We start from the raw sequence: 14,321 nt of genomic DNA on the forward strand, positions 1-14,321 counted from the left end.
GCGAGAAGGGAAATCTCTTGTTTCAAAATCGCCGAATAGGCATCAAGAATGTGCCAGATTTTTTACTGATATTAATGAGTAAAAATTCTTACAACAGGTTAAGAGCTTCCACTCATTCAAAAGGGTGTTGGAGGATGGATCTTTGGAGATTGTAAAGAGAAGTCTTATCTCGCAACAAAAATTGATAGCTGAGGCGAAGAATGAGTTTGACCTTCCACATTGCATGCGCTCGACACTGGCTCGCCGGTAATGGAGGGCCGTCTAGACAGCGGTTGACGTCACGACACGCTCGACTTAGGATGACCTTACTCAACCCCGTACGCAGAGGTTAAATTCTCTGGCTGTTGGGGTGAAAAAACCGGCTTAGGCCGGTTTTTTCGTTTTTGGGGGTTGAGTTTGCGTACTGCATTTTTTGTTGATGGCTACAACCTGTTCTATGGATTGCTCGCCGACACGCCTTACAAATGGCTGGATCTTCGCAGTCTGTTGACACACATCGCGCATATCGAAAACCCACGCAGCACCACTGCTTCAGTTGATTACTTCACCTCCTCAGTCAAACCTGCACTGGCGACCCGGGGTCGAGTATCAAAAGAAGCGCAAGACACTTATATCCGGGCCCTGAAGACCACCCGCATCAGTGTCCATTACGGGCATCATCAACTTGAACCTGCCAAAGCGCCTCGCTTCGTTGATAGAAAGACGAAAGCCTCCCGCGAGGACAAAATTGATATCTGGAAGCTGGAGGAAAAAGAAACAGATGTCCACATAGCAATCAGCATGTACAGAACCGCTGCCAAGCAAGCAAAGCTGAAGCATCATGAACGGGTGGAGCAACTGGTCCTTGTATCCAGCGACACCGATATGACTCCCGTTCTAAGAGCCGTGCGAGAAGATTTTCCAGAGATAATTGTTGGTGTCATTCTTCCCCATCGAGCCGAATTGAATCGCCCATCTCCAGGTTCTTTAAAGAAGCATGCCCACTGGATGCGCCGCGTTGTCACTTGCGACGAACTCCAATCCCACCAATTCCCCAACCGAGTGCCCACGCACAAAGCCCCCGCCATCAAGCCGGATTATTGGTAGCAACCAACCTCAGCTCCCCATCGCAATACACCACCTCACGCCCCAACCAACCCACATCCACCTGCGGCAACACCGCCGAGGGTTTACGCAATTCACGCAGCAGCGTCGAGCCGTGGGACAAACGCCCACCCATTCGCGCAATCACCGCCCGGGCGCTTTGATAGTGTGCGTGGCGACCAGGGTCCAACGTGTCTTCCAGCAGAATATCCTCACCCAGAATCCCACGGGCCTGCCCCGGATAAATCATGAAGCCGCTGGCCTGCTCGGTGCCTTCACGACCGTCCTGCCAGAAGCTGCCATCGCGGGTGCGGATGTCCGGGTGCGGCGCGAACCAATGGGCTCGGTCAGCCGTCGGCATGGCGTGATGCAGGCGGAAGAACATCCGCATCAAGTTGTCGCGATACCATTCGCGCACTTGCAGGTAGTAACCACGCAAGCCCGGCAAGCCGGTCGAGTGAGCCAGGCGAATCGCCAGGGGCCATTGTGGGAAGGCCTGCAAGGGCAACTCGGTCGGCGCCGGGCGTGGCGTCGCCGGGTCGGTTTCCCACGGCAGGCGATGGGGGCTGTGTTCCAAGTCGTCATAGGCGGTCGGTGGGCGCCCCAACAGGTCGCCGCCGCTGCTGGCCAACGCCGTGGCGATGCACAGATTGCCTTGCACCACGAACACATAGAACCGGGTGAACCAATCGGCCAATCGCTGGCCGTCGGCGCCTTGTGTGGTCAGTTCGAACAGCTCCCGGTCGAAGCGCCGCAAGCCGTGTTCGAGCGTGAGCAGATGCCCACGAGCGATGCGTTGCATGCGCAGGAACAACGGCAGCGAACGCAGCAGGCGCAGTGGCCGCCAAGGCAGGTGCGGTGTCGCGCCGCCAACCTCGCCGGCGTAACTGCTGGCACTGATGCCCCAGTCGGCCAGCCGGGCGAGAAACAGGTCGTTGTTGATGTACGACGCGCCGCCAAACACCGCCGTGAACGGCTCGCTATCCTGCAACACCCGCGGATCCCAACGCGCCATGATCGCCGGAATACTCGCCGCCGCGCGGCGCTGGGCGTACTCCACCAACACGCTGGGTTGCGGCGGCAGGATCTCGGCGATGTTGGCGGCGGTCAGGTGGCGGCGCCAGCCGTAGTCGCTGATCGGCCGGTATTGCAGCAGCCACAGTTGCGTGCCGTCCCAGGCCCATTCAACGTCGCCGGGTACGTAGTGGAAGACCCGCAGCACGCCTTGCAGGAAACGCCATAACACGTCTTCGGTCAGGCCATGGGCGGGCTTGAATGTGCCGCTGTTCCACGACGCGCCGAGGCGGGAAAGGATCGCCCGCTCGGGGCTCACCTGACCATCGGCCAACGACTCCAGGTGACCTTCGACCCACTCCAGCTCGACTGATAGGTGGCGCACGAAGGCAATCCCGGACAACCGTGGTGTGATGAAGCGCTGCACCACCACTTCCTCGACACCTGCCGCACTCAACTCGACAATGCGCGCCGGCACGTTGTGCGTCGGTTCACGCAGGAACGTGGTGCTCAGGCCGGCATTCGCCGCGTCGGCCTGGTCCTCGCCGTAGCTGGAGGAACGCACCGCCCAGATAGCGTCCGGTTGACTGCTCAGGAACGCCGGCAAACGCGAATCATGGCAATCGTTGAGTGACAGCGCCGCAGGCACCGCTTGTCCGGCCAGTTCCGCCAGGCGCAAGCGGCCACCCTTGGTGTGCGCGACGAACCCACGCTCGCCCGACTCCAGCCATGCGGTGAACTCGGCCGGCGCATCGATCCACGGGTAGTGGCCCCAACCGGGTTTCAGGCTGATGGTCAGATCGGCACGGGCAAGAATGGCCGACCAGGCCGCCGCTTGGGCGACGCCTAGCACCTTGTCCTGATCGCCCCACACCAGTTCGACCGGGTCGGTGATCCATTCCAGCAGCGGCAATGCGGTGTCCGCACGCAGTTGATCCCAGAGCGGCACAAAGGCGCGGCAGCGAGCATAGCCGGCGCCCATGCGTTGGTATTGCGCGGGCGTCCAGGTCTGGCGGGAGAATTTGTGGGCAAACAGCGTCGGCTTGTTCGCCAGCAGCCAGTGAATGGTCTTGCGAATCGGCAATGGCGACATCAACGCCGGCAATCGTCGCTGCCACAAAAATGCGCCCACCGGCGCCAGCAATACGCTGCGGCAAAAGTGCCCCGGCTGGCGTTGCAGCGCATGCAGCACCAGCAACGCACTCACCCCCACCGCCATGATCGCGCTGCCCTTGTCCGTTGCCGCCAGCAACGTCTGGGCGTAGGCCGCCAGGTCTTCGCCGGGGGTCTGAGGGTTGTTGCCGAAGCCGGGCAGTTCCAGCGGCACCACGTCGTGGTGCTGAAAATGCGGCAACGCGTCGTCCCACCAATCGGCGGCGCTACCGTTGCCGGCCAGCAGGTACATCCGGGGCTTGCTCATGGACGCTCCTCAGGCCAGGTCGCGCAAGGCAGCGTCGAGGGTCGGGTACCGGAACGTATAACCGGCCTCGACGAGACGATTGGGCACCACGCGCTGGCCGTCGAAAAACAGCTGGGCCATCTCGCCAGCCAGGGCACGCACCGGCGCGGCTGGGATGTGGAACCACACCGGACGCTTGAGTACCTTGCCGACGCTTTCGGCGAACAGCGCCTGACTGACCGTTTCTGGCGCCACCAAGTTGTAGGTGCCGCTCAGGCTTTCGTCATCGAAAGCCCGGGCGATCACTTGGATGACGTCGTCGCGGTGCACCCAACTCATGATCTGCCGACCATCGCCCATCCGCCCGCCGAACCCCAGGCGAAACGGAATCAGCAACGGCAGCAACGCGCCGCCCGGGCCAAACACCACGCCCAGGCGCATCACCACCTGGCGCACGCCCAACTCCGTGGCGGGCCGGGCTGAGGCTTCCCAACGCACACAGAGTTCAGCCATGAAACCATCACCCTGGGCGGCACTTTCATCGAGACTTTCGCTGGCGTCACGCACGCCGTAAAAACCGACGGCCGAGGCCTGTATCCACAACGCCGGTTTGTGCCGGGCGTTTTTCAACCAGGTCATCAAGGCTTCAGTGGTATTGACCCGACTGGCGATGAGTTGCGCCTGACGCTTGGGACTCCAGCGCGGCCCGGCCACCGGTGCGCCTGCCAGGTTGATCACCACATCGAAGGTTTCGTCATGGCCCAGTTTGCCCAACGAACGCAGGCACCGGGCGCGGCCGTCGAACAGATAGGCCGCTTTCAAGGGATCGCGAGCCAGCACGCTGACCGTGTGCCCGGCGTCGAGCAGTTGATTGACCAGTGTCTCGCCGATAAACCCGGTGCCCCCCGTGACCAGCACGCGCTTGTAGGCGCCACCGGCAAACGGGTTGGCGGGCTTGCCCGCGCGCTGCATGCGCAAGGCCGCCAACCCGTCGCGAATCCCCGAGGCCGTGACCCCGATGGCGAACAAGGTCAGCAACCAACCGCGCCAGCCCAGGTCGATCGCGCTCAGGCCGGTGGGCAAACTCGCCCACTGCGCCAGTTGCACGCCGTACAGCGCGAAGAAGGCCCCGCCGTTGACCGCCAGCACCGTGTGCATGATGCGCTCGATGGCGGGCAACTTGCGGGTCCGGTCCTCGACCACGAAATCCCAGAGCGTCAGGCCGATCTCCAGCGCGAACAGCAGCGCGATGACGATCGCCCACGTCCCCTCGAAAGCCAAGTGCGCCATGCCCAGGAACAGGATCCCGTAGAAGCACGAGCGCAGGGCGTGGATAGAGAGCTCCAGCCGGGCACTGTGGCGATAGGGCAAGGCGACGGTGAGTTCGTGGTGATACAGGGTATCCAGCGCACCGAGGATCGCTTGGGCGATCAACAGCGTGATGGCCCAGTCCAGCAGGGAAAAGTCAGGCATGGTTTGCATCACTCGGCGCGTGGTCAGTCAGGGAGGTGCGGCGGTCGTGGCGATAGAGCCAAAACAGCGGCGGCAATAAAACGAGCAGTGCCAGGCTGTCGAACCACAGGTGCGACCAGACCCGTGCCTGGGCAGAAATCAGCATGTCCTGGGGCGCCCAGAGCAAGATGCCGGCGATGATCCAACCCCAGGGCATGGCGCGCTTCAGTCGATTGCCAATGTGCACGAGGGCGAGCATGTACAGCGCGTAGCTTTGCAACGTGGCGCCGAACAAGGCCAGCCACCAGACCTGTTGTGCCCTGGCCGTCGCGGGCACCGCGGCGGCGCCCCAGAAGGCCTGTTCGATGTTTTGCAGGTAGCCATCGAGCAACCCGCCATGGCCTGCCCAGCTCAGGGTGATACCGGCAAGCAGATGCATCAGGGCGGCGGCATAGAGCCAAACGACCAGGGCTTTGCGAAGGGTGCTTTGAGGGACTGGCATTCCGTGTCCTGAAGGCTTGCTGGAGGGTCGCAAGTCTAATGGAAAAGGAGGTGGCTTTATCTGGCTAACGGGCCGGCCAACGATAAATAAATCCGCGCCTGAACACCTGAGGCGTTCCCCACACCCAAGCCGAACGCAATTGTGGCGAGGGGATTTATCCCCGCTGGGCTGCGCAGCAGCCCCAAATGGTTGAACACCCGCAGCCTGACACGCCGAGGAGACTGGTTTCAGGGCTGCTGCGCAGCCCAACGGGGATAAATCCCCTCGCCACAGGTTCGTGTTTGGTGTTCCATTTCAGCAAGCAACAGGTCCTAGGAGATTTCCTTCAAGTTGTAGCGATGTTGGTGAACTTGTTCGGCTCGGGGCCCGCCGCTAGTCTGGGTTTGTCACTGAAAAAACGGTGACACGGACGTGCAAGTCCGGGTAAAAGAACGCCAAATAATGCCACCAGCCATTTAATGAGCATTCGTGCCCGTGTTTTATGGCGGCTGTGTGTGGGGAGACCTTCGGGTCTGCCGAGGTTTTTTTGGTGGTTCCTACTCGGTCTTGCACACCCTCACATAGCTGCCACCCTTATATCGCGTGCAAGCGAGCTAGGGCGGCTCTGATTGAATAGGAAGCCAAAACATGTTCAAGGTAACTCCGAATCCGCCAGGAGGCCCTGGCAACTCCGACAAATCCTCAAAAACCAAAAAACTCGACGAAGCCGCCGAGCGCGCCCTCGACTACTACCTCAACCCCAAACCGGCCGATGAAGCCTCGGGTAAAACCCAAGCATCCCAACTCTTCATGGTCGCCCCGGACATCGACACCGAAACCCTGTTGGCCAATGCCTCCGAAGACCTGCTGTCCATCAGCGCCATCGCCGCCGACCTGGCGGATGACGTTGAAGGCAGCCGCCGCAGTGTCATCCTGGCGATCAGCCGCATGGCCGATGGCGTGCATTTGTTGGTGGAGAGGGCGATGGATCGGCTTGAGGTCCAGGCGTCGGGCTGACGTTCCCGTGGTGGGTTGAAAACCGCCATCGCGAGCAAGCTCGCTCCCACAGGGTTTTTGTGTCGACTGAGATATCGAGATCAACGCCCGTCAACTGTGGGAGCGAGCTTGCTCGCGATGACGCCAGCCCAGACAACCCGATCCCCTGTGGCGAGGGAGCTTGCTCCCGCTGGCCTGCGAAGCAGGCCCCTGTGTTTCTTCTGGCTGACCGCGTTGCCGGGTTTTGCGACTGCTGCGCAGTCGAGCGGGAGCAAGCTCCCTCGCCACAGGGTTCATTCACCCCGCAGATTAGCGCTGCATCCCCCAACGCTTCACCGTCACCCGCTCCAAACTGTCGAACACCAGGTTCTCCACCAATAACCCAATCAAAATCACCACCGCCAACCCGGCAAACACCTTGTCGGTGTACAGCTCGTTGCGGTTCTGGAAGATGTACCAGCCCAGGCCACCTTTGCCGCTGGTGGCGCCGAACACCAGTTCGGCGGCAATGAGGGTGCGCCAGGCGAAGGCCCAGCCGATTTTCAGCCCGGCGAGAATCGATGGCAACGCCGCCGGGATCAGGATGAACAGCACAAAACGCAGCCCCTTGAGCCCGTAGTTGCGCCCGGCCATGCGCAACGTTTCCGACACGCCGAGAAACCCCGCATACATGTTCAACGCCAGCGCCCACAGCACCGAATGCACCAGCACGAAAATCAGACTGTTCTGCCCCAGGCCAAACCACAGCAGCGCCAACGGCAACAGGGCGATGGCCGGCAACGGGTTGAACATCGATGTCAGGGTGCTGAGCAGGTCGCGGCCCAGTTGGGTCGACACCGCCAGGGTGGTCAGGCCGAACGCCAGGACGATGCCCAGCAGGTAGCCCTTGATCAGCACCACCAGGGAAATCCACACCTTGCCCAGCAGCTCGCCGCTGAGCAAACCGTCGTACAACGCGTTGGCGGTTTGCAGGAAGCCCGGTAGCAGCAGGTCGTTGTTCTGGTAGCGGGCCACGGCTTCCCACACCACCGCCAGCAGCAACAGGATCAGGCTTTTGCGCAGCCAGCCCTGTTGCCAGAGGCGCTGGCCGAGGGGCAGCTCGCGCTCCAGGGGGACATGGGTAAGCGGTTGCAGGTCGACTTCGTACTCTTCACGTACAGGCGATAAATGGCTCATGGAACGTTCCCCTCAGTACGCGATACGAATGTCGGTGAAATCCAGCTCACGCTCGGCTTCAAGCGGCTGGCCTTCATTGAACAGCAACCCATGGATGCGCCGCGCCGAGTGCTGGAACGCCACGCCACCGAGGCTATGCAAGTCGTATTGATGGCTGTGAACTTCGGCCCGTACACGCCCGGGGTGCGGTGACAGCAGCAGGATGCGATTGCCCACCACCAACGCCTCTTCGATGGAGTGGGTGACGAACAGCAGCGTGAAGCGCACCTCTTCCCAGAGCAGCAGCAGTTCTTCCTGCATCTTGCGCCGGGTCAGTGCATCGAGGGCGGCGAAGGGCTCGTCCATCAAGAGGATTTTCGGCTGCATCGCCAGCGCCCGGGCAATCGCGACGCGCGCTTTCATGCCACCGGACAACGTGTGAGGGTAGGCATCGGCAAACGCCGCCAGGCCAACCTTGTCCAAGTAATGCAGCGCCCGCTCCTCGGCTTCGCGACGCTTGAGGGTGCCAGACGCCAACAGCGCGAACATCACGTTCTGCTTCACGGTTTTCCAGGGCGGCAGTTGATCGAATTCCTGGAACACCACGATCCGGTCCGGTCCCGGCGCGTTGACGGTTTGGCCTTGCAAGCGAATCTCGCCTTCGCACGGGGCGATGAAACCGCCAATGGCCTTGAGCAAGGTGGACTTGCCGCAGCCGGAGGGGCCGAGCAATACGAAACGGTCCGCCGGATCGACTTCGAAACTCACCTGGTGCGTCGCCCGCACCACACGCTGCGGGGTGCGGTATTCCAGGCTGACGTTATCCACCGACAACAACGCGGTACCGGTAGAGGTGGGGTTGCTGGCCGCGTGGCCTTGCAAAAGCGCGGTCATGACAATCAGCTCCCCTGCAGCGGTTTGGCGTCCTGGAAGAAATAGTCTTCCCACGATGCCGGTTTGTTCTTGATCGCGCCGACGCGGTAGAGGAATTCGGCCAGCGGGTAAGTGTTTTTCGGGTTGACGGTGAATTCGATCTGCGGGTTATCGATGATTTTCAGCAAGGTCGCCCGGTCGATCTTGGCCTGGGTCACCCGCAGGTAGGTATCCGCCGCCGCGCCTTTGTCGTTCTGGGCAAACTCGGCCGCTTCGGTCAGTGCCTCGACGAATGCCTTGTAGGTCTTCGGGTTCTCATCGCGGAACTTCTCGGTGGCAAACAGCACCGTGGGCGAGTTCGGACCGAGTACGTCATAGGAATTGAGCACCACGTGGACACTGGGGTTTTGCAGGGCCTGGTCCTGGAACGGCGGATTGGAAAAGTGCCCGGTCAACTCGGTGCCGCCGGCGATCAATGCCGCCGTGGCATCCGGGTGAGGAACGGCCAAGGTGTACTTGTCGAGGCGATTGAAGTCCTTGTCGCCCCACTGCTTGGCGGCGGCGTATTGCAGGAAGCGCGACTGCACCGAAACACCCACCGCTGGCACCGCGATGCGGTCCTTCTCGGTGAAGTCGGCGATGGTCTTGACCTTGGGATTGTTGCTCAACAGGTAATAGGGAAAGTTGCCCAGGGAGGCCACGGCCTTGACGTTCTGCTTGCCACGGGTGCGGTCCCAGACCGTCAACAACGGCCCGACGCCGGCCCCGGCAATGTCGATGGAGCCAGACAGCAACGCATCGTTGACCGCCGCGCCGCCGGACAGTTGGGTCCAGTCGACCTTGATCTCGATACCTTCCTGCTTGCCGTGCTTCTCGATCAGTTGTTGATCGCGGACCACGTTCAGCAACAGGTAAACGATGCCGAACTGCTCGGCGATACGAATTTCGCCCTCGGCGTGGGCGCTGGCCGGCGTGACCAGGCTGCCGGCCAGCAAACTGAAGCCCAGGCCGATGGCAGCGGCCAGCGGTGCAAAAGCGATGCGTTTGGACATGGTGATTCTCCAAGCTCTTTGCGCCAGGCGCAGCCGATCAGAAAGGGGCGTCGCCCTGGATGGTGGTGCGATACAGCTTGCGGCGCAGATGGCTCGGGCAACCGGCGGCCAGGTGGATCAGCGAGCGGTTATCCCAGAACACCAGGTCATGGGGCTGCCATTGATGGCGATAGATGTTCTGCGGCAGCACGCTATGGGCATACAGCTCGGCCAGCAGCGCTTGGCTTTCGTCCTCCGGCAAGCCGACGATGCGGGTGGTGAAGCCCTCGCTGACGAACAACGCCTTGCGCCCGGTTTCCGGGTGGGTGCGCACGATGGGATGGACGACTTCGGCAACCTGGGCCAGTTGCTCCGGCGTCAGCGTCGGGCGCCAGTTGCCTTCGAATTTGGTCTCGCTGTAGCGCGCCGTGTAAGAGTGAGCCGCCGAACGGCCTTCCACCGCTTTGCGCAACGCATCGGGCAAACCCTCCCAGGCTTTGTGCATGTCGGCAAACAGCGTGTCGCCGCCTTCGTTCGGCAGTTCCTGAGCGTGGAGCATCGAGCCGAGGCTGGGGAGTTCTTTATAGGAGAGGTCCGAATGCCAGAATTTGCCGGCATCGCCGAGGCCGATGGATTGGCCGTTTTCGATGATGTTGGAGACGATGAGGATCTCCGGATGCCCGGCCAGCAGGAACTGCTTGAGCACATGGATCTGCAGCACGCCAAAACGGCGGCTGAAGGCGATGTGCTGTTCCGGGGTAATTTGCTGGTCGCGGAACACCACCACGTGATGATCCAGATGGGCGCGGTGAATGCGGGCAAAGTCCTGGTCGTTGATCGGTCGGGACAGGTCCAACCCAATGATCTCGGCGCCAACGGCTTCGATGAACGGACGGATTTCGAACGTCTGCGGCGCGATGTTCGCGGCGCTTGGGGTAAGGGAATCCGGAGAATAAGAGACGGCTGACATACATCACTCCCACGCACGGCGCGCTTGAACAGGCGCGCACTCGATCAAAACTCACGGCGTTACCGTGTTGGTTTGTGTCGTGCGGCGCGCCGATTGGTCGGCAGGTACGCAGGGGGATGACTTTAATAGTATAAGAAAGTTAATTTAAATATTAAAAATGCATAACCATATGGCAGAACTTGAGGGAACGACACGGTCCTGTGGCGAGGGAGCTTGCTCCCGCTGGGTCGCGCAGCGGCCCCAAAAAAAGCGATGAGCGCTGCGCACTCAAGCGGGAGCAAGCTCCCTCGCCACAAAAGCTATCCAGTCATCGATTGGCAGCTGTGGACTACCGCTCGTGCAGCGCCTCGGCCCGGGCCTTGATGATGGGCTTGAGCAGGTAGCTGAGCACGGTTTTCTTGCCGGTGATGATGTCCACCGACGCCACCATGCCCGGAATGATCAGCAGCGGTTTTTCATCAGTGCCCAGGTGGCTGCGTTCGGTGCGCAGCTTGATGATGTAGTAAGTAGTCTTCTTGTCTTCATCGGTGATGGTATCGGCGCCGATCTGTTCCAGCTTGGCTTTCATCCCGCCGTAGATGGTGTAGTCGTATGCGGTGAATTTCACCGTGGCGTCCTGGCCGGGGTGCAGGAAGGCGATGTCCTGGGGACGGATTTTCGCCTCCACCAGGATGGTGTCGTCCAGCGGCACGATTTCCACCAGGTCGCTGCCGGGCTGGATCACGCCGCCGATGGTGTTCACCAGCAACTTGTTGACGATGCCGCGCACGGGCGACGTCACCAGGGTCCGGCTCACCCGGTCTTCCAGGGCTTTGCCGGTGGCCTGGGCCTTGTTCAGGTCGGTGCGTGCTTCATTGAGCTGGGTCAGGGCATCGCTGCGGAACTTGCCGCGGGTCTCGTCGATCTTGCGCTGCACTTCCTTGATCGCCGATTCGGCACGCGGGATCGCCAGCGTCGTGGCGTCCAGTTGCCCACGGGTCTCGACCTCGGCGCGCTTGAGCCGCAGCACTTCCACCGGCGATACCGCGCCCTGGGCCACCAGCGGCTCGGACATGTTGATTTCCTGGCGTTGCAGCGCCAGGCCTGAGCGGTATTGCGCCTGCTTGGACACGAATTCGCGCAGTTCCTGCTGGCGTTGGATCAACTGCTCCTGCAAGCCGCCGATTTCATCGTGCAACTGCTGGCGGCGGCTGATGTACAGCGACTCCTCGCTGGCGGCCTGGCCCGGCACCGCCTTGAGCACATCGGCCGGGAAGTTCAGCGGCCGGTCATCGACCTCGGCACTCAGGCGCTCGACCCGCAACAGCATGGACAGGCGATCGGCCTCGGTTTCGCCGACATTGGAGACAAAGCGGGTGTCGTCCAGGCGAATCAACGGTGCGCCGGCTTCGACGATCTGCCCTTCCTTGACGAACAGCTCAGCGACGATGCCGCCTTCCAGGTTCTGGACTTTCTGGATCTTGGATGAGGGAATCGCCTTGCCGTCGCCCTTGGTCACTTCGTCGATCACGGCGAAGTTGGCCCACAGCGCCAGGAACACAAAGAAGCCGATGATGCCCCAGATCGTCAAGCGCACCACCCGGGGAGCGTCCTCGATCAGCGCCTTGTTGACTTCGGGCAGCGGTTGGCCGTGCAGCGAGTCGGAGCCTTTGAAATAGCGGCCCACAGCGCCCCTGAAACCTGATTTAAGCAACACTGATCTGCCCCTTCTTCAACGCTTCCATGACGGCGGCTTTCGGGCCGTCGGCAAGGATCTGTCCACGGTCGATCACCAACAGGCGGTCCACCAACGACAGCAAGGATGCCCGGTGCGTCACCAACAACACGGTCTTGTTTTCCACCACGGCGGCCAGGCGCTGTTTCAAGCGTTCTTCACCCGTGTTGTCCATGGCGCTGGTGGGTTCGTCCAGCAACAGGATGGGCGGGTTGAGCAGCAATGCACGGGCCAGGGCGACGTTCTGGCGCTGGCCACCGGACAGGTTTTGTCCGCGCTCACCGACCTGCAGTTCATAGCCCTGCGGATGCAGGCGCGCGAACTCATGCACGCCCGCCAGTTCCGCGGCCTGGAGCACCAGTTCATCTTCGACGTAACGGGCGCCGGAGGTCAGGTTGTCCCGCAGGGTGCCGGCCAGCAGCTGGATGTCCTGGGGCACGTAGCCAATGTTGTAGCGCAGCTCGCTGACGTCGATCTGGCGGATGTCCACGCCGTCCACTAGCAAGGCGCCGTCATCGGGTTGATAAAGCCCCACCAGCAACTTGGCCAGGGAACTCTTGCCCGAGCCGCTGCGACCGATGATGCCGATTTTCTCGCCCGGCTTGATCACCAGGTTGATGTTCTTCAGCGCGGGGTTCTGCTGGTTCGGGTAGGTGAAGTTCAACTGACGGCATTCAACGGCGCCCTGCAACACCTTGCGGCTGAGCGGGCGCTCGTCGAAATTGCGCTCCTGGGGCAGCTCCATCATCTGGTCGACGGAGGTCATGGTCACCCGCGCCTGTTGGTAGCGGGTCAGCAGGCCCGACAGCGAAGCCAACGGGCTGAGGGCACGGCCGCTGAGCATGTAGCAGGCCACCAGCCCACCCATGCTCAGGTTGCCGGCGATGATCAGGTAAACGCCGAAGACGATCATGATCACCCCGGCCAGTTGCTGGATCAGCAAGGTGATGTTCATCGCCAGGCCGGACAACATCTTCACCCGCAGTTCGAGGCGGCTGAGGGTGCCGATGGTCTGTTCCCACTGGTACTGGCGCTCGCTCTCGGCGTTGTTGACCTTCACCGCATCCAGGCCGGCCAGGGTTTCGATCAGGCTGGATTGGCGCTCGGCGCCCAGGGCCATGGTGCGCTCCATGGTTGCCACCAAGGGCTTTTGCAAGGCGTAGCCGATCAGCAAGGCAATCGGGAACGCCAGCACCGGAATCCACACCAGGTGCCCGCCGATAATCGCGATGACCATGAAGATCAGCAGGGTGAACGGCAGGTCGATCAGGCTGGTGAGGGTCAGCGAAGCGAGGAAATCCCGCAGGCTCTGGAACTCATGGATGTTCTGGGCAAAGCTGCCGACCCGCGCCGGGCGGTATTTCATGGACATACCGACGATGCGCTCGAACAGCGTCGCCGAGATGATCAGGTCGGTTTTCTTGCCCGCCAGATCCAGACACAGGCTACGCAGCATCTTGAGGATCAGGTCGAAGACATAGGCGCCGATGATACCAACGGCCAATACCCACAGGGTCGATTCGGCCTGGTTCGGTACCACGCGGTCGTAGACGTTCATCACGAACAGTGGCGCGGCCATGGCGATGATGTTGATCAGCAGGCTCGCGGCAATGGCATCGGCATACAGCCAGCGGGACCGCTTGAGGGTGTCGCGAAACCACGAACGCGCCCGAGGAATCAGCGTGCCGTGGTTAACGTCAAATTTATGCTGCGGCTGGGCGAAGAACACCTTGCCGCTGTAGTCATCGGCCAGCAGTTCGCGGCTGATGGTCACCTCACCGCCATCACTTTCGCTGAGCAGCAACCGCGCCTGATCGTCACCGACCCAGCCCAGCAGCACGGCACTGCGGCCGTCCTTGAGCAACAACAGCGCTGGCATGGCGATGGTCGGGATTTGTTCGAGCTTGCGTTGCAGCACCCGACCTTGCAGGCCGGCACGGGCCGCCGCGCGCGACAATAATTCGACGCTCAGCCGCTGCTTGGGCAGCGGCAGGCCGGTGGTGAGCATTGCCGCGCTGGCCGGCTTCTGATGCAGCATGCAAAGCGCCAGCAAGCCGTCCAGCAGCGGGTCGTCGTGCAGCGTGCGCGGGTCATGAACTAGTTCGACTGGACTGACTTCTGATTCCACGCTCTGCACTCTGACTGATTAAAAC

11 protein-coding genes are annotated in these 14,321 nt (G+C 61.5%); 2 read left to right on the top strand and 9 right to left on the bottom strand.

Annotated elements, in window-relative coordinates; all coding sequences use genetic code 11:
- Nucleotides 1-396 precede the first annotated feature (396 nt).
- Nucleotides 397-1,086: an NYN domain-containing protein gene (locus TK06_RS31060; protein ID WP_086936683.1), complete on the top strand. Its 690-nt coding sequence runs from the start codon at nt 397-399 to the stop codon at nt 1,084-1,086.
- On the opposite strand, the gene TK06_RS19865 is transcribed toward TK06_RS31060, so the two are convergent.
- Genes TK06_RS19865 through TK06_RS19875 form a run of 3 tightly spaced genes read right to left on the bottom strand, consistent with a single transcriptional unit; the run spans nt 1,067 to nt 5,450 of the window.
- A complete protein-coding gene (locus tag TK06_RS19865) occupies nt 1,067-3,517 on the bottom strand; it encodes a hypothetical protein (protein WP_063323473.1) in 2,451 nt (816 codons plus the stop codon). The genes TK06_RS31060 and TK06_RS19865 overlap by 20 nt on opposite strands.
- A gap of 9 nt (nt 3,518-3,526) precedes the next feature.
- Nucleotides 3,527-4,969 (bottom strand): TIGR01777 family oxidoreductase, encoded by a 1,443-nt coding sequence (locus TK06_RS19870; protein WP_063323474.1) that lies wholly within the window; start codon nt 4,967-4,969, stop codon nt 3,527-3,529.
- Nucleotides 4,962-5,450, bottom strand: coding sequence for a hypothetical protein (locus TK06_RS19875; RefSeq protein WP_063323475.1), 489 nt, complete (start codon nt 5,448-5,450; stop codon nt 4,962-4,964). The genes TK06_RS19870 and TK06_RS19875 overlap by 8 nt, the downstream gene beginning before the upstream one ends.
- A 627-nt stretch (nt 5,451-6,077) precedes the next feature.
- Between TK06_RS19875 and TK06_RS19880 the strand changes: the two genes are divergently transcribed.
- Complete coding sequence (locus TK06_RS19880) at nt 6,078-6,446, top strand: DUF6124 family protein (RefSeq protein ID WP_063323476.1); 369 nt, start codon at nt 6,078-6,080, stop codon at nt 6,444-6,446.
- 288 nt (nt 6,447-6,734) lie between these two features.
- On the opposite strand, the gene TK06_RS19885 is transcribed toward TK06_RS19880, so the two are convergent.
- The 6 genes from TK06_RS19885 to TK06_RS19910 all read right to left on the bottom strand — a co-directional run bounded on the left by TK06_RS19885 (nt 6,735) and on the right by TK06_RS19910 (nt 14,296).
- A complete protein-coding gene (locus TK06_RS19885; RefSeq protein WP_063323477.1) occupies nt 6,735-7,601 on the bottom strand; it encodes an ABC transporter permease in 867 nt (288 codons plus the stop codon).
- 12 nt (nt 7,602-7,613) lie between these two features.
- The gene (locus TK06_RS19890; protein WP_063323478.1) at nt 7,614-8,474 is read right to left on the bottom strand and encodes an ABC transporter ATP-binding protein; all 861 of its coding nucleotides are present in this window, start codon (nt 8,472-8,474) and stop codon (nt 7,614-7,616) included.
- Nucleotides 8,475-8,479: 5 nt separating this feature from the next.
- On the bottom strand, nt 8,480-9,505 hold the full coding sequence (locus tag TK06_RS19895; protein WP_063323479.1) for an ABC transporter substrate-binding protein: 1,026 nt from the start codon (nt 9,503-9,505) through the stop codon (nt 8,480-8,482).
- 37 nt (nt 9,506-9,542) lie between these two features.
- Complete coding sequence (locus tag TK06_RS19900) at nt 9,543-10,454, bottom strand: TauD/TfdA dioxygenase family protein (protein ID WP_063323480.1); 912 nt, start codon at nt 10,452-10,454, stop codon at nt 9,543-9,545.
- A gap of 328 nt (nt 10,455-10,782) precedes the next feature.
- On the bottom strand, nt 10,783-12,150 hold the full coding sequence (locus TK06_RS19905) for an HlyD family type I secretion periplasmic adaptor subunit (RefSeq protein ID WP_063323481.1): 1,368 nt from the start codon (nt 12,148-12,150) through the stop codon (nt 10,783-10,785).
- Entirely contained in the window at nt 12,140-14,296 is a 2,157-nt protein-coding gene (locus tag TK06_RS19910; protein WP_063325188.1) for a type I secretion system permease/ATPase, read from the bottom strand. Before TK06_RS19910 ends, TK06_RS19905 begins: the two co-directional genes overlap by 11 nt.
- Nucleotides 14,297-14,321: the final 25 nt, after the last annotated feature.

It is taken from the genome of Pseudomonas fluorescens, from assembly GCF_001623525.1.
In the GTDB taxonomy this organism is placed as follows: domain Bacteria; phylum Pseudomonadota; class Gammaproteobacteria; order Pseudomonadales; family Pseudomonadaceae; genus Aquipseudomonas; species Aquipseudomonas fluorescens_Q.

Bases quoted from the DNA above. Each gene is read 5' to 3' on its own strand.
- TK06_RS19865 (WP_063323473.1), bottom strand. From the start codon at position 3,517: ATGAGCAAGCCCCGGATGTACCTGCTGGCCGGCAACGGTAGCGCCGCC.
- TK06_RS19870 (WP_063323474.1), bottom strand. From the start codon at position 4,969: ATGCCTGACTTTTCCCTGCTGGACTGGGCCATCACGCTGTTGATCGCC.
- TK06_RS19875 (WP_063323475.1), bottom strand. From the start codon at position 5,450: ATGCCAGTCCCTCAAAGCACCCTTCGCAAAGCCCTGGTCGTTTGGCTC.
- TK06_RS19880 (WP_063323476.1), top strand. From the start codon at position 6,078: ATGTTCAAGGTAACTCCGAATCCGCCAGGAGGCCCTGGCAACTCCGAC.
- TK06_RS19885 (WP_063323477.1), bottom strand. From the start codon at position 7,601: ATGAGCCATTTATCGCCTGTACGTGAAGAGTACGAAGTCGACCTGCAA.
- TK06_RS19890 (WP_063323478.1), bottom strand. From the start codon at position 8,474: ATGACCGCGCTTTTGCAAGGCCACGCGGCCAGCAACCCCACCTCTACC.
- TK06_RS19895 (WP_063323479.1), bottom strand. From the start codon at position 9,505: ATGTCCAAACGCATCGCTTTTGCACCGCTGGCCGCTGCCATCGGCCTG.
- TK06_RS19900 (WP_063323480.1), bottom strand. From the start codon at position 10,454: ATGTCAGCCGTCTCTTATTCTCCGGATTCCCTTACCCCAAGCGCCGCG.